Annotated in this window: 21 protein-coding genes; 16 read left to right on the top strand and 5 right to left on the bottom strand. The window is 65.4% G+C overall.

The features are described from left to right. Positions 1 to 5 precede the first annotated feature (5 nt). The 13 genes from GYH26_RS12315 to GYH26_RS12255 all read left to right on the top strand — a co-directional run bounded on the left by GYH26_RS12315 (position 6) and on the right by GYH26_RS12255 (position 10,479). On the top strand, positions 6 to 368 hold the full coding sequence (locus GYH26_RS12315; protein WP_161541904.1) for a DUF488 domain-containing protein: 363 nt from the start codon (positions 6 to 8) through the stop codon (positions 366 to 368). After that, complete coding sequence (locus tag GYH26_RS12310; protein ID WP_161541903.1) at positions 365 to 1,450, top strand: hypothetical protein; 1,086 nt, start codon at positions 365 to 367, stop codon at positions 1,448 to 1,450. Before GYH26_RS12315 ends, GYH26_RS12310 begins: the two co-directional genes overlap by 4 nt. Continuing rightward, positions 1,443 to 1,862, top strand: a complete 420-nt coding sequence (locus tag GYH26_RS12305) for a hypothetical protein (RefSeq protein WP_161541902.1) — start codon at positions 1,443 to 1,445, stop codon at positions 1,860 to 1,862. Before GYH26_RS12310 ends, GYH26_RS12305 begins: the two co-directional genes overlap by 8 nt. Before the next feature lie 3 nt (positions 1,863 to 1,865). Then, positions 1,866 to 2,276: a hypothetical protein gene (locus tag GYH26_RS12300; RefSeq protein ID WP_161541901.1), complete on the top strand. Its 411-nt coding sequence runs from the start codon at positions 1,866 to 1,868 to the stop codon at positions 2,274 to 2,276. A gap of 8 nt (positions 2,277 to 2,284) precedes the next feature. Beyond that, positions 2,285 to 2,563, top strand: coding sequence for a hypothetical protein (locus GYH26_RS12295; RefSeq protein WP_161541900.1), 279 nt, complete (start codon positions 2,285 to 2,287; stop codon positions 2,561 to 2,563). A 480-nt stretch (positions 2,564 to 3,043) separates the two neighbouring features. Next, complete coding sequence (locus GYH26_RS12290; RefSeq protein ID WP_081440079.1) at positions 3,044 to 4,027, top strand: TRAP transporter substrate-binding protein; 984 nt, start codon at positions 3,044 to 3,046, stop codon at positions 4,025 to 4,027. Position 4,028: 1 nt separating this feature from the next. After that, positions 4,029 to 4,541 carry a TRAP transporter small permease gene (locus tag GYH26_RS12285; protein WP_161541899.1) on the top strand — a complete coding sequence of 171 codons (513 nt, stop codon included), beginning with the start codon at positions 4,029 to 4,031 and terminating at the stop codon, positions 4,539 to 4,541. Between the two features lie 12 nt (positions 4,542 to 4,553). Then, positions 4,554 to 5,855 carry a TRAP transporter large permease gene (locus tag GYH26_RS12280; protein ID WP_161541898.1) on the top strand — a complete coding sequence of 434 codons (1,302 nt, stop codon included), beginning with the start codon at positions 4,554 to 4,556 and terminating at the stop codon, positions 5,853 to 5,855. Between the two features lie 26 nt (positions 5,856 to 5,881). Continuing rightward, positions 5,882 to 7,090 (top strand): D-mannonate dehydratase ManD, encoded by a 1,209-nt coding sequence (gene manD, locus GYH26_RS12275; RefSeq protein ID WP_012844766.1) that lies wholly within the window; start codon positions 5,882 to 5,884, stop codon positions 7,088 to 7,090. 6 nt (positions 7,091 to 7,096) lie between these two features. Next, on the top strand, positions 7,097 to 7,741 hold the full coding sequence (locus tag GYH26_RS12270; RefSeq protein ID WP_161541897.1) for a bifunctional 4-hydroxy-2-oxoglutarate aldolase/2-dehydro-3-deoxy-phosphogluconate aldolase: 645 nt from the start codon (positions 7,097 to 7,099) through the stop codon (positions 7,739 to 7,741). A gap of 18 nt (positions 7,742 to 7,759) precedes the next feature. After that, complete coding sequence (locus GYH26_RS12265; protein ID WP_161541896.1) at positions 7,760 to 8,788, top strand: sugar kinase; 1,029 nt, start codon at positions 7,760 to 7,762, stop codon at positions 8,786 to 8,788. Positions 8,789 to 8,865: 77 nt separating this feature from the next. Next, the gene (locus GYH26_RS12260) at positions 8,866 to 9,519 is read left to right on the top strand and encodes a glycosyltransferase family 2 protein (protein WP_161541895.1); all 654 of its coding nucleotides are present in this window, start codon (positions 8,866 to 8,868) and stop codon (positions 9,517 to 9,519) included. A gap of 39 nt (positions 9,520 to 9,558) precedes the next feature. Further along, entirely contained in the window at positions 9,559 to 10,479 is a 921-nt protein-coding gene (locus GYH26_RS12255) for an SMP-30/gluconolactonase/LRE family protein (protein WP_242006415.1), read from the top strand. A 60-nt stretch (positions 10,480 to 10,539) separates the two neighbouring features. Here the strand turns inward: GYH26_RS12255 and GYH26_RS12250 are convergent, their stop codons facing one another. Continuing rightward, positions 10,540 to 12,984: a TonB-dependent receptor gene (locus GYH26_RS12250; protein WP_161541894.1), complete on the bottom strand. Its 2,445-nt coding sequence runs from the start codon at positions 12,982 to 12,984 to the stop codon at positions 10,540 to 10,542. A gap of 120 nt (positions 12,985 to 13,104) precedes the next feature. Continuing rightward, positions 13,105 to 14,595, bottom strand: coding sequence for a proline--tRNA ligase (proS, locus tag GYH26_RS12245; RefSeq protein WP_161541893.1), 1,491 nt, complete (start codon positions 14,593 to 14,595; stop codon positions 13,105 to 13,107). 226 nt (positions 14,596 to 14,821) lie between these two features. Here proS and GYH26_RS12240 point away from each other — a divergent pair, with 226 nt between their 5' ends. Together GYH26_RS12240 and GYH26_RS12235 are read left to right on the top strand one after the other, a co-directional pair. Further along, positions 14,822 to 16,225: a hypothetical protein gene (locus tag GYH26_RS12240; RefSeq protein ID WP_161541892.1), complete on the top strand. Its 1,404-nt coding sequence runs from the start codon at positions 14,822 to 14,824 to the stop codon at positions 16,223 to 16,225. 127 nt (positions 16,226 to 16,352) lie between these two features. Beyond that, positions 16,353 to 17,951 (top strand): OmpP1/FadL family transporter, encoded by a 1,599-nt coding sequence (locus GYH26_RS12235; protein WP_242006414.1) that lies wholly within the window; start codon positions 16,353 to 16,355, stop codon positions 17,949 to 17,951. On the opposite strand, the gene mltG is transcribed toward GYH26_RS12235, so the two are convergent. From mltG to tsaD, 3 genes are read right to left on the bottom strand one after another with little or no spacing between them, the layout of a single operon-like run. Continuing rightward, the gene (gene mltG, locus GYH26_RS12230) at positions 17,926 to 18,969 is read right to left on the bottom strand and encodes an endolytic transglycosylase MltG (protein ID WP_161541890.1); all 1,044 of its coding nucleotides are present in this window, start codon (positions 18,967 to 18,969) and stop codon (positions 17,926 to 17,928) included. The genes GYH26_RS12235 and mltG overlap by 26 nt on opposite strands. Then, entirely contained in the window at positions 18,966 to 19,331 is a 366-nt protein-coding gene (gene pheA / locus GYH26_RS12225; RefSeq protein ID WP_012844756.1) for a chorismate mutase, read from the bottom strand. Before pheA ends, mltG begins: the two co-directional genes overlap by 4 nt. Before the next feature lie 23 nt (positions 19,332 to 19,354). Further along, the gene (gene tsaD, locus GYH26_RS12220) at positions 19,355 to 20,374 is read right to left on the bottom strand and encodes a tRNA (adenosine(37)-N6)-threonylcarbamoyltransferase complex transferase subunit TsaD (protein ID WP_161541889.1); all 1,020 of its coding nucleotides are present in this window, start codon (positions 20,372 to 20,374) and stop codon (positions 19,355 to 19,357) included. 157 nt (positions 20,375 to 20,531) lie between these two features. Here tsaD and GYH26_RS12215 point away from each other — a divergent pair, with 157 nt between their 5' ends. After that, on the top strand, positions 20,532 to 21,035 hold the full coding sequence (locus tag GYH26_RS12215; RefSeq protein ID WP_161541888.1) for a hypothetical protein: 504 nt from the start codon (positions 20,532 to 20,534) through the stop codon (positions 21,033 to 21,035). The last annotated feature ends 4 nt before the right edge of the window (positions 21,036 to 21,039 follow it).

Raw genomic sequence — 21,039 nt, 5'->3', positions numbered from 1 at the left:
TTGCGATGGATATCCGGATCAAACGGGGTTACGAGCCGCCGGCGCCGGACGACGGCTTCCGGGTGCTGGTCGATCGGCTCTGGCCCCGTGGCTTGAGAAAAGACGCCGCTGCGCTGGACGCCTGGCGGAAGGACGTGGCGCCGAGCGACGCGCTGCGGCGCTGGTTCGGGCACGATCCGGCCCGCTGGGAGGAATTCCGACGCCGCTACGAGGCCGAACTGGAGGCCAATCCGGAAGGGGTGCGCTGGTTGCTCGAGCGTGCCCGCGCGGGGCGGCTGACGCTCTGCTACGGCGCGCGCGATCCGGAGCACAACCAGGCCGTGGTGCTCCGCGACTATCTGCTTCGCAAAGCCGCGACGGACTTATGAAACGGCGCTTTCCCCTGCTGGCGCTCGGCATGGTGGCCCTGCTGACGGGTCTGGCGGCCGGACTGGAGCGGCTGGGCTGGCAGCTCGGCGTGGCGCCTTCCCTGGCCCTGCTGCATGGACCGCTGATGATTGCGGGCTTTTTCGGGACGCTGATCAGCCTGGAGCGGGCCGTGGCGCTGGATCGACCGCCGGCCTACGCCGTGCCGGCACTCTGCGGACTGGGCGCGCTGCTGACCCTGGCCGGCAGTCGGCTGGCCGGACCGCTGCTGCTGACGCTGGGAAGCCTGGGGCTGGTCGGGATTTTTGCGGCGGCCCTGCGCATTCAACGCGCGTCGTTTCTGCTGGTGATGGCCGCCGGAGCCGTCGCGCTGATCGTCGGCAATGCAGCCTGGCTGCTCGGACAGCCGGTGCCGGCAGTGGTGCCCTGGTGGATGGCGTTTCTGGTGCTGACGATCGCCGGCGAGCGCCTTGAACTCAGCCGCATGCTGCTGCACGGCGCCCGCGTCGAGCATCAGTTTCTGGGCATCGTCGGGCTCTACGGACTGAGCCTGCTGCTGACGTTCGTACATCCGCCGCTGGCCTGGCACCTGACGGGCGCCACGCTGATCCTGCTGGCGCTCTGGCTGCTGCGCTACGACGTGGCCCGCCACACGGTACGCCAGCCGGGATTGACGCGCTTTATCGCCTGGTGCCTGCTGCTGGGCTACGGCTGGCTCGTGGTGGGCGGGCTCGTGATGCTCGTGCGCGGACAGCTCGTGGCCGGACCGTGGTACGATGCGGCCCTGCATGCGGTGCTGGTGGGCTTCGTTTTCAGCATGGTCTTCGGACACGCGCCGATCATCTTTCCGTCGGTGCTGGGCGTGCCCGTGGCCTGGCGACCGTTTTTCTACGGACACCTGGTACTTCTGCACGCTGCGCTGATCGTGCGCCTTGTGGGGAATGTAGCCGGTCTGCTGCTCTGGCGACGCTGGGGCGGCTTGCTGAACGCGCTGGCGATCCTGATCTTTCTGGGGGTTACCGTCGGGACCACGTGGGTGGAGCAGCGGCGACGGCGCAAGCAGACCTTCGACGCCTATGCCTGACCTTTCGCGCTGGTACGTCAAGACGGCCCTGGCCTATCTGGCGCTGGCGTTGCTGCTGGGGGTGGTGATCGTATGGCCGGCCGAGGGCGGCGCGTCGTTCTGGCAGGGCCTGCTCTGGCCTGCGTGGATTCACCTGCTGACGGTGGGCTGGCTGACGCAGTTGATCTTCGGCGTGGCGTTCTGGCTGTTTCCGCGGCATTCGCGCGCCCGGCCCTACGGCCCGCAGGCGCTGGCGCGCGCAGCCTATCCGCTGCTCAATGCGGGCATCCTGCTACGCCTGGTGGCCGAGCCGGCCATTGCCTGGACGGCCGCGCCCCTGTGGAAGATACTGCTGGCGCTTTCGGCGCTGCTGCAGTGGACGGCCGGCGCGCTCATGGCCGGCTATCTGTGGACCCGGGTCAAACGCCGCTGAGCCATGCCGCCCGCAAGCTACTGGCTGGTTCGTCTGTCGCTGGTGCATCTGCTGCTGGGCTTTACGGCGGGCGCCTGGCTGCTGGTGCACAAGGCCGGATGGCTACCGGCTCTGCCCGGTCTGCTGACGGTGCACGTCGAGCTGGTGCTGCTGGGCTTCATGGTGCTGTTTGCCGTGGCGGTGGCCTGGTGGATTCTACCCCGGACGCGCGGTGAGCGACCGCCGGACCGGGGCGCTTGGGCGGCCGGCGGATTACTGGCAATGGGCGTGTGGCTGGTTGTTGTCGGCGCGATGGGCGCCGTCCGGGAGGTGCAGACGGCCGGTCGCCTGCTCGAACTGCTCGCCGTTGTAGGCTGGGCGCGGCTGCTCTGGCCGCGCATCCTGATCGCCAACCGACACCATCGGGCTTCCTGAACGAAACGATGGAGCCTGTTTCGTTGCCGCTGAACGAGCGGCTGGACCTGACGCGCATGCTGCTTCAGAAGGCGGCCAGGCTGCTGCAACAGCGTCGATCACAGCACTGGGGCGAGGCAGCGGAGCAGACGCTCCAGGCGCTCAAAGCTGCGCTGCGCGCTTTTCTGATTTTCCACGATGTTCCACTTAGCAAAAAAGCCCCCTTGCGACGTTACTGGCAATGCGCGGTGCCGCTGGCCAGCAGCCTGGAGCTTTTTGCCAACCCACGGAGAATCTGGAAGAGCTGACCGCGGCGCTGGCCGACGGGCATGTGCCCCGGGTTGCCGAGCGCGAGGCGGTTCTGGCCGCCTGGTACGTCGCCCGTAATACACTGCACACCGTGCTGGGCGAACTGCCTGCTTCCGTCTGGTCCGATCAAACCACCAACGACAGATAGCCATGTCCTGGCGTCATCCGGTACCGCCGGTGCTTCCGATGGGGCCGGTGCTGCTGCTCCTGCTGGCCGTGGTGGTACTCACCGGTCTGCTCTGCTATCTGCTGTTCCGATAAGCGAGCGCGTTCCGGAAGGGAATTGTCTGGTGAAGCTCCTGTGAAAAGCGGGCGCGGGCTTTCTACTTGTACAGGAAAGCCCGGGCGGCGGGGCTCGATAGGAAGGGAGGCAGGTGCACGTGTCTTCAATAAAATCGCAGGGTGCCCGGCGGGAGCCTTGACAGAATCACAACGAAATGTTAGCTTAAACGGTTAAGGAACGAATCGACGCAGGTCCGATGCGAATGCTGTTGCGTGCGTGGGTGCCGGTATTGCTGGCGCTGGTGCTGGCCGGATGCGCTTCCCGGTCGCAGGACGTGCTCGTGCTGCGGCTGGCGCATGCGCTGGGCCCCACGCACTCGGTGCACAGGGCCATGGTCTATCTGGGCGAGCGCCTGGAGGAGAAGTCCGGCGGTACCATCCGCGTGGTGGTCTATCCGAGCCAGCAGCTGGGCTCGGAGCGTGAGCTGCTGGAGCTGCTTCAGATCGGGAGCCTGGCCATGGCCAAAGTGTCGGCGGCCGTGCTGGAGGGCTTCGTGCCGGAGTATCAGGTGTTCAGCCTGCCCTATCTCTTCCGGGACGACACGCACCGGTTCAAGGTGCTCGAAGGACCCATCGGGCAGGAGCTGCTGCTGGCCGGCGAGCGTGTGCTGCTGCGCGGGCTCTGCTACTACGACGCCGGGAGCCGGAGTTTTTACACGGTCACGCGGCCCATCTACACACCCGACGACTTGCGGGGGCTGAAGATTCGCACGCTGGAAAGCCCCACGCAGATTCAGATGGTCAACCTGATGGGCGCTTCGGCCACGCCGATTCCCTGGGGTGAGGTCTTCACGGCGTTGCAGCAGGGCATTGTGGACGGTGCCGAGAACAATCCGCCGTCGTTCTACCTGTCGCACCACTACGAGGTGGCCCGTTTCTACACACTCGACGAGCACACGTCGATCCCCGACGTGCTGCTGATCAGCCTGCACGTGTGGAATCGGCTCACCCCGCAGCAGCGGCAGTGGGTGCAGGAAGCGGCGATGGAGTCGGCGCAATACCAGAAGCAGCTCTGGAAAGAATCCACCGAGGAAGCGCTGCGGGCCGTGCAGGAGGCCGGCGTCGAGATCATTTATCCGGACAAGCAACCGTTTGTCGAGAAAGTGCAGCCGATTTACGAACAGTATCGGAATCGCCCGGAGCTGAACCGGCTCATCGCGCGCATCAAAGCCGTCGAGTGACATGGAGCGTCTCAAGCAGGTGATCGATCGCGTGCTGGCCAGTCTGGTCATCGTCATCATGGCGGTGCTGGTGCTGGACGTGCTCTGGCAGGTGTTTACGCGCTTTGTGCTGCGCGATCCGAGCTCGTACACCGAGGAACTGGCGCGCTTCCTGTTGATCTGGCTGGGGCTCTTGGGCGGAAGCTATGCGGCGGGACAGCACCTGCATCTGGCCGTCGATCTGTTGCCGGGACGCCTTCAGGGGCGACAGCGACAGATTCTTGAACTGATCATCGAGGCGTGCACGCTGGCTTTTGCCCTGCTGCTGATTGTGGGCGGTGCGCGGCTGGTGTGGCTGATGCTCTACCTGGGGCAGATCTCGGCCGCGCTGCAGGTACCCCTGGGGTACGTGTACCTGGTGCTCCCGCTGAGCGGGGCTTTTATCGGGTTTTATTCGAGCTACTACCTCTGGAAGGGCGTGCGGGCGCTGCGAACCGCCGGGGCACCGGTGGACCCACCAGACCCTGCCGAATAAACAGCCGGACTCATGGAGTGGATCGCCGTCCTGATTCTGGTCGTCTCCTTTGCGGTGCTGTTGCTGCTGGGCGTGCCGATCGCGGTCTGCATCGGGCTGGCCACGATCCTGACCATGCTGCCGAGCATGCCGCTGGCCCCGGCGCTGACCACCGAGGCGCAGCGCATCGCCACCGGACTCGATTCGTTCACGCTGCTGGCCATTCCGTTTTTCATTCTGGCCGGGCATCTGATGAACCGGGGCGGCATTGCCCGGCGACTGGTGAACTTCGCCGAAGCGGCGCTGGGTATGTTGCCGGGTGCGCTGGCGCACGTGAACATCCTGGCGGCCATGCTCTTCGGGGCGATCTCGGGTTCGGCGGCGGCCGCCGCCTCGGCCATCGGCAGCATCATGGCGCCGCACATGGAGCGCGAGGGGTACGACAAGGGCTACAGCGTGGCGGTCAACGTCACCTCGGCCACTACCGGCCTGCTCATTCCACCCAGCAACATCCTGATCGTCTATTCGCTGGCCTCGGGCGGTACGTCGATCGCTGCGCTGTTTCTGGCGGGCTACGTTCCGGGCATTCTTCTCGGTCTGCTGCTCATGCTCGTGGCCGGCTGGATCGCCTGGAAGCGGCGCTACCCGGTGGCCGGTCGGCCCAGCCTCCGCCGTCTATGGACCACGTTCTGGGAGGCTGCCCCCAGCCTGCTGCTGCTGGTGATCGTGATCGGCGGTATCATCGGGGGCATCTTCACGGCCACCGAGGCGGCCGCCGTGGCCGTGCTCTACGCGCTGATTCTGGCGCTGCTCTACCGCGAGTTGCGGCTGCGGGATCTACCCCGCGTGCTGCTCGAAGCTTCTTCCACGACCGCCATCGTGCTGCTGCTCATCGCCACTTCGATGGCCATGTCGTGGATCCTGGCCTACGAGCAGATTCCCCAGGGCGTCAGCCAGGCGCTGCTGGCCCTGACCGACAACAAGATTCTGATTCTGCTGATCATCAACTTCGTGCTGCTGGCCGTCGGGACGTTCATGGACATGACGCCCGCCGTGCTGATTTTCACCCCGATCTTTCTGCCGGTGGCGCTGAATTTGGGCATCGATCCCATTCACTTCGGGATCATCCTGGTGCTCAATCTCTGCATCGGACTCTGCACGCCACCCGTGGGGACCGTGCTGTTCGTGGGACTGGGCGTGACGCAGACGCCCATGACGCGCGTGCTGCGCTCGCTCTTGCCCATGTACGCGGCGATGATCATCGCACTGCTGCTGGTGACGTACCTGCCGGAGCTGAGCCTCTGGATGCCTCGTGTCTTTGGATATGTCGAATAACCATCAACCGCTAATAGAAGTCGTCTATGAAGATCACCGATGGAAAGGTGTTCGTCTGCTCGCCCGGCCGCAACTTCGTTACGCTGAAGCTCTACACGGACGAAGGCATCTACGGGCTGGGCGATGCCACGCTGAACGGCCGGGAAATGGCCGTCGTCGCCTATCTCGAAGAACATGTGATTCCCTGCCTGATCGGCCGCGATCCGTTCCAGATCGAAGACATCTGGCAGTACCTGTACAAAGGGGCTTACTGGCGGCGCGGTCCGGTCACGATGAGCGCCATCGCGGCCGTCGATATGGCGCTCTGGGACATCAAAGGCAAGGCGCTGAACACGCCCGTTTACAACCTGCTGGGGGGACCCAGCCGCTACGGTGTGATGGTCTACGGCCACGCCAGCGGCGGCGACATCGAAGAGGTCGTCGATGAGGTGGGCCGCTACCTGGAGATGGGCTACAAGGCCGTGCGGGCGCAATGCGGCATCCCGGGCCTGCCCACCACCTACGGAGTCGGGCGCGGAAAGCTCTTCTACGAGCCTGCCGAAAAGGGCCTGCCGCCCGAACACATCTGGTCCACCGAAAAGTATCTGAACTTCATTCCCAAACTCTTCCAGCGCCTGCGCGATGTCTACGGCGACGATGTGCACCTGCTGCACGACGTCCACCACCGGCTGACGCCCATCGAGGCGGCCCGCCTGGGTAAAGAGCTGGAGCCCTACCATCTGTTCTGGCTCGAAGACCCGGTGCCGGCCGAGCTGCAGGAGAGCTTCCGGTGGATTCGCCAGCACACTACCACGCCGCTGGCCGTCGGGGAGGTGTTCAATTCGATCTACGACGCGCATCTGCTCATCACCGAGCAGCTCATCGACTATCTGCGGACGTCCGTCCTGCGCGGCGGCGGCATCACGCACATGCGCAAGGTGGCGGCGCTGGCCGAACTCTACCACGTGCGCACGGGCTTCCACGGGGCGACGGACCTGTCGCCCATCACGATGGCGGCCGCGCTGCACTTCGACCTGTGGGTGCCCAACTTCGGCATCCAGGAATACATGCGCCACACGCCCGAGACCGACGAGGTCTTCCCGCATGCCTACTACTTCCAGGATGGCTACCTGCATCCGGGCGATGCGCCGGGGCTGGGCGTGGACTTCAACGAGGAGCTGGCGGCGCGCTATCCGTACGAGCGCGCCTATCTGCCCGTCAACCGCAAGGAAGACGGCACCATGTTCAACTGGTAAAGAGCCATGCGCCACGAGATTGTTTCGGAATTGATCCGGCGCGGGGCGGTGGCCGTCATCCGCATGAGCGACCCCGAGCGCCTGGTGCGCGTGGTGGAAGCCATCTGCGAGGGCGGCGTGACGGCCATCGAAATCACGATGAGCGTGCCGCGCGCCTTTCAGATGATCGAAGAAGTCGCGCGTCGCCTGGGCGACGTGGCGCTGGTGGGCGCCGGGAGCGTGCTCGACGCCGAGACGGCCCGCCTGGTCATCGAAGCCGGGGCCCGCTACGTGGTCAGTCCGGTCTTCAAGCCGGAGATCATCCAGACGGCGCACCGCTACGACGTGCCGGCGCTTCCGGGCGCCTTTACGCCGACGGAGATTCTGGCGGCGCACGAGGCCGGGGCCGACATCGTGAAGGTGTTTCCGGCCGACGTGGTGGGGATGGCGTTTTTCAAGGCGATTAAAGCGCCGATGCCGCAGCTCAAGCTGATGCCCACCGGTGGGGTGACGCTCACGAACGCGGGCGAGTGGCTTCGGGCGGGGGCGTGTGCGGTGGGGGTGGGCAGCGCGCTGCTGGACCGTGCGGCGATCGCCGAGGGGCGCTGGGAGAAGCTCACCGAAAACGCACGCACGCTCGTGGAAAGCATTCGTCAGGCACGGGCCCAGTAACCAATCGGAGCAGCAGCCATGAAAGTTGTCACGTTTGGAGAGATCATGTTGCGGCTGTCGACGCCGGGTTTCAGTCGGTTTGTGCAGGCGTCGACGTTCGAGGTGACGTTCGGAGGCGGGGAGGCGAACGTGGCCGTATCGCTGGCCAACTACGGGTTGGAGAGTTACTTCGTGACGAAGCTTCCCAAGCACGAGATTGGTCAGGCGGCGGTCAATCATCTGCGTCGGTTCGGGGTGCGGACGGATTTCATCGTGCGGGGCGGGGATCGGATCGGGATTTACTTTCTGGAGACGGGGGCCAGTCAGCGGCCTTCGAAGGTGATTTACGACCGGGCGCATGCGGCGATCACGACGCTTCGCGAAGGGGAGATCGACTGGGAACGAGTGCTGGAGGGGGCGCGGTGGTTTCACTGGACGGGGATCACGCCGGCGCTGGGCGAGGCGGTGCGCTCGGAGCTTCGTCGGGCGCTGGAGGTGGCGCGTCGGCTGGGGGTGAAGGTGAGTGCGGATTTGAACTACCGGGCCAAGCTCTGGAGCGTGGAGGAGGCGCAGCGGGTGATGCGGTCGTTGATGGAATACGTGGACGTGTGCATAGGGAACGAGGAGGACGCGGAGAAGAGCCTGGGGATTAAGCCGAAGGGGGTGGACGTGGAGGCGGGGAAGCTGGAGGAGGCGGCCTATCGGGAGCTGGCGCAGGAGCTGAAGCGGACGTTTGGGTTTGAGGCGGTGGCGATCACGCTTCGGGAGAGTTATTCGGCGTCGGTCAACGGCTGGAGTGCGTTGTTGTTGGACGATCGGGATTGTCGGGAGGGTTATCGGTCGCGTCGGTATGAGATCCAGTTGGTGGACCGGGTAGGGGGAGGGGATGCGTTTGCGGGTGGGTTGATTTACGGTATGTTGACGAAGGGTGACACGCGGGAGGCGTTGGAGTTTGCGGTGGCGGCGTCGTGTTTGAAGCAGACGATTCCGGGGGATTTCAATCTGGTGAGTGTGGAGGAGGTGGAGAAGCTGGCGCAGGGCACGGGCTCCGGACGCGTCGAACGCTGAGCCCATCCGAACGGAATCCACGGGCGACGGGCCGGCGTTGCAGGCTCGTCGCCTTTTTTGTTGCAACCTGCAGGGCCATGTCGCTGCCCGTTACGGCCGTCGTCGTCAACTACCAGACGCCCGAGCTGCTGGAAGTGGCCGTGCGTTCCTTCCGGCACTACTACCCGGACGTATCGCTGCTGATCGTCGATAACGGCTCCCGGGATCACTCCCGCACGGTCATCGAGCAGCTCCTGACCGAAGGGGAAGGGACGACGCGGGCGCTCTGGCTGCCCGAAAACATCTATCACGGCCCGGCCATGCATCGGGCCATGGAGACGGTCTCGACACCCTACGTGTACTTTTTCGACAGCGACACGGAGACGCGGCGGGGCGGCTTTCTGGAACCGATGATCGCGGCGCTGGAGGCCGATCCGATGGCTTATGGGGCCGGTCGCGTCGTCGAGGTGGATCGGCGCCGGGGCTTCCGGAAGCCGGGAGGAATGCCCGTGCTCACCACCCCGCACATGCTGCTGCGTCGCGACTTCTACTTCCGACTGCCGCCGTTCATCCACCACGGCCTTCCGACGATTCGAAACTTTCGGGCGGCCGAACAGGCCGGTTATCGGCTGATTTCGTTTCCAATCGAAACCTACGTGCATCATCTGGGACGTGGCACGGCCGCCCGCTACGGCTACGGTCTGGGCTGGCGGGCTCGCCTGGAGTATCTGCTGCATCGGCTGGGACTTTGAGCCAGAAGTACGGCTTCGTCCGGTAATCGGCAGCTCACCTTGAAGCGGCTACCGGAAACGATCCAGACGGCCGCCATGTCCCGGGAAATTGCCACCCTGCTGGTTCTGCTGAGTGCCTGCCAGCTGGCACCTTCGCCCGTGGTGACACACTGGACGCTGACGCCGGTCTGGGAGGTGAGCGACAGCCTGGCCCGACCCGAATCGGCCCTGTTCGATTCGGTTGCGAACGTGATCTATGTGTCGAACATCAACGGCGGGCCGACGGAAAAGGACGGCAACGGCTACATCAGTCGCATTGCACCCGACGGGGTACTGTTGCAGGCCCGCTGGGTGACCGGCCTGCATGCGCCCAAGGGTATGGCGCTCAGCCGGGGACGGCTCTATGTGGCCGACATCGATACGCTCGTCGAAATCGATCCGGCCACCGGACAGATCACCGCCCGCTACGGGGCACCGGGCGCACGCTTCCTGAACGACGTGACGGCCGACACGGCCGGCAACGTGTACGTCTCCGATTCCCAGACGCACCGCATCTACCGGCTGCAGGGCGACTCGCTGACGGTCTGGCTCGATTCGCCGCTGCTTCGCTCGCCGAACGGCATCTACGCGCTGCCGGACTATCTGGTGGTGGCCGCGGCCGACAGCAGTGCTGCCCGTCCGGGAGGTGTGCGCTACCTGCACGCCGTCGCCTATGCGGATCGTACACCGCGTCCACTGGGCGCCGTGCGGCCACTGGGTGGGATCGACGGCGTGGAACCGGCCGACGGCGGCTTTTTCCTGTCGGACTGGGGCGCGGCCCGCGTCTTTTTCTACGACCCCACGATCGACTCGCTGCAGGTGCTCGTCGAGGTCAGCCAGGGCACGGCCGACTTCGACTACGTGCCGGAGCAGCAGCGCCTCTACCTGCCTGTGATGATGTCCGACCGCCTGATTGCCTACGAGGTGCGCCGCGAGGAGTAGCGCGCCGCCCGGGCTGAGGCTGCTCCGGTCATGACGAAGGCGCGGGGTGCGGCTATGCGGTCAGAAACGGACGCGGAGGCGGAGGTTGAACGTGCGGGGCGTGAGGCGGGTGGGAATGCGTTTCCAGATGCCGTTCTGGCCGGGAATCCAGGTGTAATCGACCGTGTTCGTCATGTCGAACACGTTGAGCAGTTCGCCGCTCAGCTCCAGATAGACCGGCCTTCCGTCGGGCAGGCGGGTCAGCTCCAGTTCTTTGGTGGCGCCCATGTCTACGCGCCGGTATTCCGGGTAGCGGGCCGACATGCGGGGGCCGGGCACCTGAGCCACGTAGGTGCCCACGCGGCGGCCGGGTACCGGGGGCGTGTAGGGCAGGCCGCTTCCGAACAGAATGCGCAGGTGCAGCTTCCAGGTCGGATCGCCCGGCACATAGTCCTGCACGAACAGCGACAGCGTATGTCGCTGGTCGGTGGGGCGCGGCCGCCAGCCCCGGTTGTAGTCGTTCTCGTAGGCCGGCAGGAAGTGCTCGCGCGTGACGAGGAAACCGTAGTTCACCCAGCTTTCGACGCCGGGCACAAACTCGCCGCGCACCTGCAGATCGAGCCCGTAGGCGTAGCCGTAGCTGTCGTTGAAGCCGCTGTACTCCAGGTGTACGTTTTCGACTTCGTAGGAGATCAGGCGGTCCAGGTCCTTCCAGTAGGCTTCGGCGCGAAGGTAGAGCCGCTTGCGAGGCAGAAAGTACTCGGCGCCGGCCACCACGAGGTGCGCCCGCTGGGCCTTCAGGTTGCGGTTGAGCTGGTCGCGCAGGGGCTGCTCCGGGTTGGGCTGGCCGCGCAGCTCCTGGTAGGAGGGCGGCTGGTAGTAGATGCCCCAGGCGCCGGTGAGCGTGAGTACGTCGGAGGCTCTGTAGCGAACCGACAGGCGGGGCGAGACGGTCCACTCGCCGTTGAAGTCGAAATAGTCCAGGCGGGCGCCCACCGTGACGAGCAGGCGGTTTTCAGGTAAAAGTTCGATGGCGTCCTGCACGTAGCCGCCGGCCTGCCAGGTGCCGAGGCGGGCGCGAGCATTGAGGCTGTCGAGCACCACGCGCAGCAGCCCCTGGCCGGACGGATCGGCGCCGACGGCCGCCGAGAGTTCGTCGAGTCGGTCGGTAAAGACCAGGTGGCGCACGTAAGCGCCCGCCTCGATTGCGTGACGGTGCGGGTAAAACTGCCAGCGCTGGGCGGCCGTCCAGGTCTGCACGCGCACCTGGTTGTCGGCCAGGTCCTGCTGACGCGCAGCCCCCTCGGGCACATGCTCGCCGCTGCCGGGGTCCACCTGGTAGAGCACCGCATTGGCGCTGACGTCACGGGATTCACTTTCCACGGTTTCAAAGTAGGCGGCTTCGTGCGAGAGCCGCACGCCCGGCCCCAGCCAGCTCGACAGGCGCGCGCCGCCGAAATACGTCCGGAAGCCCGCACGTTCCTCACCTTCGTAGCTCAGCCAGATGGATTCCAGATCGGACGGTTTCGTCGGGTCGAAACTGACCGTGCCGAAGTAGGTCTTGCGTGTGCCGGGATCGAGCAGGAAGTCGTGGTGGGCCGCGATGCCGAGCAGCTCGATCGTATGGCGGGCGGAGGGGCGGAAGGTCAGCGTACCCTGAAGGTCGGTGTAATCCGGCTGGTAGTTGCCCTTGAGTTCCTGGGTGCTGAAAAAGCGGCGGGCGCGCGCCTTTCGGACACCGAGCATCCAGCCGATCTTGCCGTCAAGTGCCGAGGAGCCGGCCGCCAGCCCGGCATCGAGCAGCGAGAGCGTGGCCGAGCCGCGCAGTGGCTCCTGATAGGGACGCCGGTAGCGCACTTCCAGCGCCGAGGAGAGCTTGCCGCCGTATCGAGCCGGAAAGCCCCCCGCATAGAGCGTCACCTGTTCGGCCAGTGCCAGATTCAGCAGGCCCAGCCCTTCCTGCTCGCCCTTCTGGGCGCGGAAGGGCAGGTACACCTCGAAGCCGTCGATAAAGACCAGGTTTTCGTTGTAGCCGCCGCCCCGGACCGAGTACTGGTAGGAGAGTTCGTTGTTGGAGACGACGCCGGGTAGCACCTTCAGCGCCCGGAAACCGCTGCTGAGCGGAGCCGGAATGCGCTGGGCGGTTTCCGGATCGATGGTAAAGACGCCCGCTTCGGTCTCGGCGGCCCGCGCCTCGACGGTCACGTCTTCCAGTTCGACGACTTCGACGGCCAGGGCCACGTCGAGCCAGGTCGTCTCGTCGCGCACGATCGTCACCGAGTCGCGCCGCGTGGCGTAGCCGATGGCCGAAAAGCGGAGCACGTAGCGTCCGGCCGGCAGGCGGAGCTGGTAGCGGCCGGCTTCGTCGGTGGCTGTGCCGTAGTTGGTACCGTCGACGAGCACGGTCACGGCGGCCAGCGGCGCGCCCGTCTCGGCATCGGTGACACGTCCGGCCACACGGCCCCAGCCCTGCGCCAGTGCGGCCGCCGGAATGAGCCCCAGAAGAAAAGCAAACAGACGAACCATACCACGCCTGCCCGTTCAGGGCATCTCAGGTGACAGTTACAGCAATCGTCGTAGCAATCAAGGCAGGCGGGTGGCGGATGGTTATGTTTGCTTGAAGTTATCGACGGCAGAGCCCCGATTTCAATAGGCCTTGGCAAAAACCACGCGCTGTTTGGACGGCTTGCCGGTCAGCATGTCGCGGCCTTCCTCGCGCGTGCCGAGCGCTTCGGCATCGCGATCGAGCGGGATGCAGCGAATGGTCGCCCTGGTTTCTTCCTTGATGCGCGCTTCGGTTTCCGGCGTGCCGTCCCAGTGGGCCAGGATGAAGCCGCCCTTTTCTTCCAGCACCTCCTTGAATTCCTCGTAGGTGTCGACGCGCGTGGTCATCTCGTCGCGGAAGGCGCGGGCCCGCGCCAGCAGGTTCTGCTGGATGTCTTCGAGCAGCGTGCGCACGCGCTCGGCCAGGCCCTCCTGTGGCACCGTCTCCTTGGTGCGTGTGTCGCGGCGGGCCAGTTCGACCGTGCCCTGCTCGACGTCGCGGGGACCGATGGCCACGCGCACCGGGACGCCCTGCACCTCGTATTCGTTGAACTTCCAGCCGGGCCGGTGCGTCTCGCGTGCGTCGAGCTTGACCGTGAAGCCGGCATCTTTCAGCTCGCGCTCGATGCGCCCGGCCTGCTCCAGTACGGCCGACTTTTCAACGTCGTTGCGGAAGATGGGGATGATCACCACCTGGGTGGGCGCCAGACGCGGCGGCAGGACCAGCCCCTGATCGTCCGAATGCGTCATGACCAGCGCCCCGATCAGGCGCGTCGAAACGCCCCACGAGGTGGCCCAGACGTATTCGAGTTCGTTGTTTTTGTTCTGAAACTTGCAGTCGAACGCTTTTGCGAAGTTCTGGCCCAGGAAGTGGCTGGTGCCGGCCTGCAGCGCCCGGCCGTCCTGCATGAGCGCCTCGATGCAATAAGTATCGACCGCACCGGCAAAGCGCTCGCTGGGCGTCTTGACGCCCTGAATGACCGGCATGGCCATGTACTCTTCGGCGAACGTCGTGTAGATGTCCAGAATGCGCAGCGCCTCCTCGATGGCCTCCTCCCGGGTGGCGTGGGCCGTGTGACCTTCCTGCCAGAGGAATTCCATGGTGCGCAGGAACAGCCGCGTGCGCATTTCCCAGCGCACCACGTTCGCCCACTGGTTGATCAGGATGGGCAGGTCGCGCCACGACTGAATCCAGCGGCTGAACGCGTCCCAGATGATCGTCTCGCTGGTGGGACGGACGATCAGGTTTTCTTCGAGCTTCGATTCCGGATCGGGAATGAGCTGACCCTGTTCGTCGATCTTCAGCCGGGAGTGCGTCACCACGGCGCACTCCTTGGCGAAGCCTTCGACGTGCTCGGCCTCTTTCGCCAGAAACGATTGCGGGATGAACAGCGGGAAATAGGCGTTTTCGTGGCCGGTTTCTTTGAACATGCGGTCGAGTACGGCCCGCATGTTCTCCCAGAGCGCATAGCCGTTGGGAAGGATGATCATGCAGCCCCGCACGGGCGAGTAGTCGGCCAGCTTGGCCGCCCGCACGACATCGACGTACCACTGGGCGTAGTCGACCGAGCGCGGTGTGATGACGTCAGCCATACTGTACAGCGGTTGAAAGCAAAACAGGACACGACAAACCGTCGGCGGCTCTCTAACGCTTCAAGCGCCGCAAAAGTCGATTTCGGCCTGCAATTTGGTTCTTTTTTTATCAGGAAAGCGTCCGCGAATATAGGGGCGCGGGTGCTTGCAGGCAAGCCGCCAAACCTTTTGCAATGCCCCGACGTTAACACCGTGAACACCCCGTTAACCAGACCGGGCCCGAGCCATGAACCGCCTGCTGCAACGCCTTCACACAACGGAACCGGCCCGCGGTAGTTTCTGGAGCCTGCTGCTGGCCGGCCTGCTTCTGCTGGGACTGACGGGCTGCTACACGCAGCTGGCGGCCACCGAGCGGGTCTATTACGAGGAAGAAGAAGCCTACGAACGGCAGCCGGATCGGGTCATCGTCGAACGCTACGACGACGACAGCACGGTCATCAAGGAGTACTACTACTACGACCGTTCGCCGTATTACTACCGCCGCTATTTTGCCCGCTTCTACGGCGATCCGTTCTTCTACTACGACTGCTTCGATCCGTTTTACTACGATCCGTTCTACTGTGACCCCTTCTACTACGGACCGTCGTTTCGCTTCCGGCTGAGCTTCTACTTCGGCGATCCGTTCTTCTACTGGCCGCCGGTTTACCACGGCCATTACTGGTTCTACGGATTCGGCTATTACTACTACAGCCCTTACTACTGGTGGGCGTACGCCCCGGGCTATCACTACCATTTCTATGCGCCCTATCGGGGACGCGTCGTCTGGAATTATGCGCCGCGGGGTTCGTCGCTGGGGCGTAGCGCCTGGATCGGTCGCAGCCCGCGCACCGTGGGGCGGAGCGGCTACGAGCGCGACGACATGCGCACGCGGTCGGTCGTCCGCACCACGCGGAGCACGGCGGTGACGCCGCGCAGTTCGTCGACCGGTGTGGAGCGGCGTACCACGCAGGAGGCAACGCAGACGCGTGCCCGCACGGTAACGCGCACGCGCGACACGCAGGTGCGCAGCTCCGAGCGGCCTCGTACGACGACCGGGCGCTCGACTGTGACGCGCGAGGCAACGCGCTCCGGTGAGCGGAGTCGTTCGACCGTGACGCGCGAAGCGTCGCGTTCCGGCGATCGCGGTGCGGCGGTGCGGCCTGAATCGCAGCGGCCCACGGTGACGCGCCAGCCGAGTACGCAGGGCACGACGCCGCGGACGGAGCGGGCCCCGGCCACGCGTTCGGGCGACCAGCCCGCCCGTTCCACGACGCGCACGCGGCCGCGTGGGGGCAACGACGACCGACAGGAGCTGCAGTACCGCCCGGAAGCGGGGCGCACCTACCGGGCGCCGGCCATCCAGACCTCGGCACCGGAGCGTTCGTCGACGGTGATTCGCCCGACGCCCCCTCCGCCGCAGGTGCGGACCTCGGCGCCGGAACGCTCCCGGACGACGGTGCGTGCGACGCCGCCTGCGCCGCAGATGCAGACCACGCCGCCGCGTTCCAGTGCTCCTGCGCCGCGGGTGCAGTCGGCACCGGCGCCGCGTCCGGCTCCGGCCGTCCGTTCCTCCGGAAGCCGTCCATCGAGCGGCAGCCGGGCGCCGGCCCGGAGCAGCGGTGGACGCGGTAGTTCCAGGGGCGGCCACTGATCGCCTGAATCGTATGGCGGAAGGCTTCTCGCAACCGAGCCCGCGTCAGGGCCGACCGGCGCGGGCTTTCGCATGGAGGCGGCGCAGCCGATCGGGTAACCTCTTTCACCAGGCATGAATGCGGACCATGAAGTACGCCGTTCGATCCCTTTCGAGTGGACTCTGCCTGCTGATGCTGCTGGTAATGCAGGCCCATGCGCAGACCGTGGATGACGCCTGGCGTTTTTCGCAGCGACTCCCGGGCGTCGGTGCACGCCTGACGGCCATGAGCGGCGCCAGCGCGGCCGGACTGGCCGACTATGGCGCGCTGTTCAGCAATCCGGCCGGGCTGGGCTACTACCGGGCCTCGGAAGTGTCCGGCGGATTGACCTGGCTGAATGCCCGTGATGCGGCCACCTACCATGTGCCCGGCAATCGCTTCGACTGGGAAAGCGAGCTACGCGCCACCAACCTGGATCACCTGGTGGCCGTCTACAAGGTGCCCACCGTGCGCGGGTCGCTCGTACTGGGTATGGCCTACGCCCGCGTGGCCGACTTCACCCGCCGCCTCTACTTCCAGGGCGACAACGACGCCAACTCGATCACCGACTCCTACCTTCCGTATCCGGACGAATACACGGTGACTTCGGACGGCGCGCTTCAGTTCAACAGCGACATTCCCTTCATCGCCTATCAGGCCGGGGCGATCGAATTTCTGCCTTCGGAATATGAAGCCGGACGCTATCCATTCTATCAGGCCGTGGCGCCCGGAACCACCATTCGGCAGACCGGCGAAGTGACCGAAGAGGGCGGGTTGCATGAGCTGAGCTTCGGCGGAGCCATCGAAGCAGCCCCCGACCTGTTTCTGGGGCTTTCGGTCGGGATCGTCACCGGCTCCTATCGCTTCGAGCGCCAGTACGAGGAGGACGATTTCCGCAACGAGAACACGCCGGACCTGTATGCCGTAGCGGTCGAAGGGGGATTTCTGTACGGATTTGACTACCTGCTTGCGCAGGATTATTTCGAGTCGGACCTGCAGGGCTTCAGCGTGCGGGCAGGGCTGTCGGCGCGGCTCTCGCCGAGCTGGCGGCTGGGTGTCGGCGTGGAAACGCCGGTCTTTTTCTCCGTGCAGGAAGACTACGGTACCGAACTGGAGACCTTCTTCGACGAAGGCGGCTCGCTTCGGTATGGCGGCCAGCCCGGCGATGCCGGCACGGGCTCATTCGACTACGAAATCCGCACGCCCTGGCGGCTTAGGGCGGGCGTTGCCTACCAGACCCGGCAACTCCACGTGGGACTGGACCTGGAGCTGGTCGACTGGTCGCAGATGCGCTTCGATGCGTCCACCAACCGCAGCTTCATCCAGGACCTGAACCGCCAGGTGCGGGACACGATGGAGCCGGTGGTCAATACCCGGCTGGGACTGGCCTACCAGATGGGCGGTACCACGCTCTACGGTGGTGTGGCCGTTTTTCCGGATCCCCATAAATCGGAAATCCGGGAGGCGGAGGCCGATCGCCGACGCGTTTTCGGTTCGCTGGGCGTTTCCATTCAACTGGCCGAGTCGTTTCGGCTGAACATCGGCTGGGCGCAGGAGCAGTTCGACGACTACTATCAGCCCTACGGCGACGTGGAGCGGCCGCCCTATGTGCGCGAAGAGGTGCGGCGGAATCGATTCGTGATCGGACTGACCTACACGTTCCAGCCGCCGCGTGCCCGGGCTACCCGTCCGCCCCGCCGTCGGTAGTGTCGCGGGCCTGGCGTCGGCGCTGTTCCATGAGGCGGCGGTAGCGGTTGGCCGCGCGCACGTGCTCCCGGAAGGTGCGGCTGAAGACGTGTCCGCCTTCGCCATCGGCCACGAAGTACAGGTAGTCGTGCCGTTCGGCATGCAGCACGGCGTCGATGGCGTCGGGGGAAGGATTGGTGATCGGGCCGGGTGGCAGGCCGCGAAAGCGATACGTGTTGTAGGGATGGTCGATCTGGTAGTCGGCAAAGAGCAGGCGGCGCTTCTGGCCTTCCAGTTGAAGAACGGCGTACTGTACGGTCGGGTCGGCCTGCAGCGGCATGCCCCGGCGCAGGCGGTTCAGGTAGACCCCCGCAATGCGGGGACGCTCTTCCGGTCCGGCTTCCCATTCGACGATGGAGGCCAGCGTGACGACTTCGTCGATGGACAGCCCCAGGCTGTCGGCGCGGGCGCGCCGTTCGGGTGTGAAGAAGTCGAGGAAGTGCTGATGTACGCGCCGGATCACCGTGCGTGGGTCGGTGAGCCAGTAGAAGAAGTAGGTGTCGGGCAGCAGGCGCCCGAAGAGGTGCAGCGTGTCGGTTCCCAGTTCGGCGGCCAGGCTGCTGTCGCGCAGCGCGGCCAGCAGGGAGTCGGGCACGCAGGCGAGCGTCCGGCAGACGACGGCCGCCACCACCTCGGCCCGTGAGCCCGGCGGGATGGTCACCCGGACGGGCGTCTGCAGGCCCCGGCGCAGGACACTGAGTAGGTGGTAGTTGGACGCGCCGGCCTCGAACGTGTAGTAGCCCGCTTTGATCTGGCGGTGCCATCCGGTCAGGCGGGCCAGCCAGACGAACGAGGCGCGATGGCGCAGGATGCCCGCCGCCTGCAGCGAATCCACCACCTGCTCGAAGCTCGCCGCCCGGGGGATCTTCACGCCGCGCGTGCCTTCGAACGGCGGGGTGTTGGGCGCCAGCGCGATCCAGACCAATCCACCGGCCAGCAGCAACAGGACCAGTACGGCTCCAGCAATCCAGCGCTTCATTCAGCTTCCGGGGGGAGATCCTGGTATTTCTGGCGTTCCAGCGCGCGCGTTTCGTCGATCACGCGCTCGAACAGACGGCGGACGGCTTCGTTGGAGAGCGGCCCTTCGTTGGCCGCCAGCACGTTGCGCAGCACCTCCTCTTCGCGCTCGGGCACGTAGACGGGCAGGCCCAGCTTCTTCTTGATGTAGCCGATGATGTTGGCGCAGCGGGCGCGTTCGTTGAGCAGGCGTAGGATCGCCCGGTCGATCTCGTCGATGCGACGACGCCAGGGGATCATGTCCGCCTCGGTGGGCGACTCCGGCAGCTCCGGACGGTGGTTCTGGGCGTGGTCGATGGCGCTGTGGAGCTGTTCGAGCGACATAGGCGATCGAAAGAAACCAGGTTTCAGACGGTCAGCGCCGGGACGGCCGCCAGCGTCAGCGGGCTTTCGAGCCCGGCGCATGCCTTGAAGTAACCGGTGATGGCGATCATGGCCGCGTTGTCCATGCAGTAGGCCAGCGGTGGAATATACAACCGGACGTCCAGCTCCTCGGCCAGCGCCTGGGCGGCAGCACGCAACGCCGAGTTGGCCGAGACGCCGCCCACGATGGCCACGTGCCGGAGACCGGTATCCTGAATGGCCCGCCGCAGGGCGTCGATCAATACATCGACAACGGCCTGCTGAAACGCGGCGCAGAGATCGGCGCGATGCTGCGCGAGCAGACGGGCCCGCTCGGCCTCCGGGAACTGATCGAGGTAGTAGCGCACGGCCGTTTTCAGACCACTGAACGAGAAGTCGTAGCCTTCCAGGCGCGGGCGTGGGAAGGCCACAAAGTTCGGATCGCCCTGGCGGGCCAACCGGTCGATTTCCGGTCCACCCGGATAGCCCAGTCCCAGCAGGCGGGCGACCTTGTCGAAGGCCTCGCCGGCCGCGTCGTCGCGCGTGCGTCCCAGCAGGGTGTGGCGGAAGCCTTCATCGACGCGCATGAGCTGGGTGTGCCCGCCGGAGACGATCAGGCACAGGTAGGGAAACGGCGGCGAAGGCGGCTCGATGAAGACCGAGTAGATGTGGCCTTCCAGGTGGTTGACCCCGATGAGCGGACGCCCCAGTCCCAGCGCAAAGGCTTTGGCAAAGCTCAGGCCCACCAGCAGCGAGCCGACCAGTCCCGGGCCATAGGTGACGGCGATGGCGTCCAGGTCGCGGGGCGTCAGGCCGGCTTCCTGCAGCGCCTGGCGCACGACCGGAACGATGCGTCGCTGGTGGTCACGCGAGGCCAGTTCGGGCACTACGCCGCCGTAGCGCAGGTGCGTGCGCTGCTGGGAAGCAACCACGTTCGAGCGCAGCTTACCCTTGACGACCACGGCCGCGGCCGTGTCGTCGCACGACGTTTCGATGCCGAGAATGACGCGAGCCTGCGTGATCACGGATCGATCGGCTACAAACACGTTCAGGGCTGAAAGGCATGCAACAGCGCGCGAAAGGTTTCCATCCGGGCAACAATTGACCGTAAACACCGTTCTTGACAATGACGGCCGGATCATGTACACTATAAGCACGACGCTCCTAACCGCAGAAAAAGCCATGCGTAAGACCTTCCTGCTGATCGGCCTGGTGGTGCTGCTGGGCGTGACCGCCCCGGCGCAGGCGCAGCTTCGCGCCGATGTTTCTTCGGCCGTGCAGCGCGCGCCGATACGGCTTTACAATCCGGGCACCGGCTTTTCGCTGAGCGATCTGTTCAGCCCGGAGCATTTCCGCATGCAGCACTCCTACGAGATGAGCATGGGCACCATCGGCGGCTACAGCTACTCGCTGGGCGTCTACACGAACTCGATGCTCTGGCAGTTCAGCGACAAGCTGGCGGCGCGGGTAGATATTGGCGTGGCGCATTCGCCATTTGGTGGTAGTCTGGGCCTGAACCGACGCCCGCAGATCTTCCTGCGCAATGCCGAAATTGCCTACCGGCCGCGCGAGAACATGCTGTTCCAGTTCACCGTGCGGCAGAGTCCGTACGGCTACTTCATGGCGCCGTATGGCTATTATCCGTTTCGGAGTTCAGAGCGGGCCCTGTTCTGGAACGACCACTGAGGGC

It is taken from the genome of Rhodothermus marinus (assembly GCF_009936275.1).
GTDB classification, from domain to species: domain Bacteria; phylum Bacteroidota; class Rhodothermia; order Rhodothermales; family Rhodothermaceae; genus Rhodothermus; species Rhodothermus marinus_A.
This window is presented reverse-complemented; position numbering and strand designations above follow the sequence as displayed.

Excerpts from the sequence above, each read along its gene's own strand:
- GYH26_RS12260 (WP_161541895.1), top strand. The coding sequence starts at position 8,866 with ATGTCGCTGCCCGTTACGGCCGTCGTCGTCAACTACCAGACGCCCGAG.
- GYH26_RS12300 (WP_161541901.1), top strand. The coding sequence starts at position 1,866 with ATGCCGCCCGCAAGCTACTGGCTGGTTCGTCTGTCGCTGGTGCATCTG.
- manD (WP_012844766.1), top strand. The coding sequence starts at position 5,882 with ATGAAGATCACCGATGGAAAGGTGTTCGTCTGCTCGCCCGGCCGCAAC.
- GYH26_RS12290 (WP_081440079.1), top strand. The coding sequence starts at position 3,044 with ATGCGAATGCTGTTGCGTGCGTGGGTGCCGGTATTGCTGGCGCTGGTG.
- GYH26_RS12310 (WP_161541903.1), top strand. The coding sequence starts at position 365 with ATGAAACGGCGCTTTCCCCTGCTGGCGCTCGGCATGGTGGCCCTGCTG.
- GYH26_RS12305 (WP_161541902.1), top strand. The coding sequence starts at position 1,443 with ATGCCTGACCTTTCGCGCTGGTACGTCAAGACGGCCCTGGCCTATCTG.
- GYH26_RS12295 (WP_161541900.1), top strand. The coding sequence starts at position 2,285 with ATGGAGCCTGTTTCGTTGCCGCTGAACGAGCGGCTGGACCTGACGCGC.
- GYH26_RS12235 (WP_242006414.1), top strand. The coding sequence starts at position 16,353 with ATGAAGTACGCCGTTCGATCCCTTTCGAGTGGACTCTGCCTGCTGATG.
- GYH26_RS12315 (WP_161541904.1), top strand. The coding sequence starts at position 6 with ATGGATATCCGGATCAAACGGGGTTACGAGCCGCCGGCGCCGGACGAC.
- mltG (WP_161541890.1), bottom strand. The coding sequence starts at position 18,969 with ATGAAGCGCTGGATTGCTGGAGCCGTACTGGTCCTGTTGCTGCTGGCC.
- GYH26_RS12285 (WP_161541899.1), top strand. The coding sequence starts at position 4,029 with ATGGAGCGTCTCAAGCAGGTGATCGATCGCGTGCTGGCCAGTCTGGTC.
- GYH26_RS12265 (WP_161541896.1), top strand. The coding sequence starts at position 7,760 with ATGAAAGTTGTCACGTTTGGAGAGATCATGTTGCGGCTGTCGACGCCG.
- GYH26_RS12250 (WP_161541894.1), bottom strand. The coding sequence starts at position 12,984 with ATGGTTCGTCTGTTTGCTTTTCTTCTGGGGCTCATTCCGGCGGCCGCA.
- GYH26_RS12240 (WP_161541892.1), top strand. The coding sequence starts at position 14,822 with ATGAACCGCCTGCTGCAACGCCTTCACACAACGGAACCGGCCCGCGGT.
- GYH26_RS12215 (WP_161541888.1), top strand. The coding sequence starts at position 20,532 with ATGCGTAAGACCTTCCTGCTGATCGGCCTGGTGGTGCTGCTGGGCGTG.
- pheA (WP_012844756.1), bottom strand. The coding sequence starts at position 19,331 with ATGTCGCTCGAACAGCTCCACAGCGCCATCGACCACGCCCAGAACCAC.
- GYH26_RS12270 (WP_161541897.1), top strand. The coding sequence starts at position 7,097 with ATGCGCCACGAGATTGTTTCGGAATTGATCCGGCGCGGGGCGGTGGCC.
- GYH26_RS12280 (WP_161541898.1), top strand. The coding sequence starts at position 4,554 with ATGGAGTGGATCGCCGTCCTGATTCTGGTCGTCTCCTTTGCGGTGCTG.
- proS (WP_161541893.1), bottom strand. The coding sequence starts at position 14,595 with ATGGCTGACGTCATCACACCGCGCTCGGTCGACTACGCCCAGTGGTAC.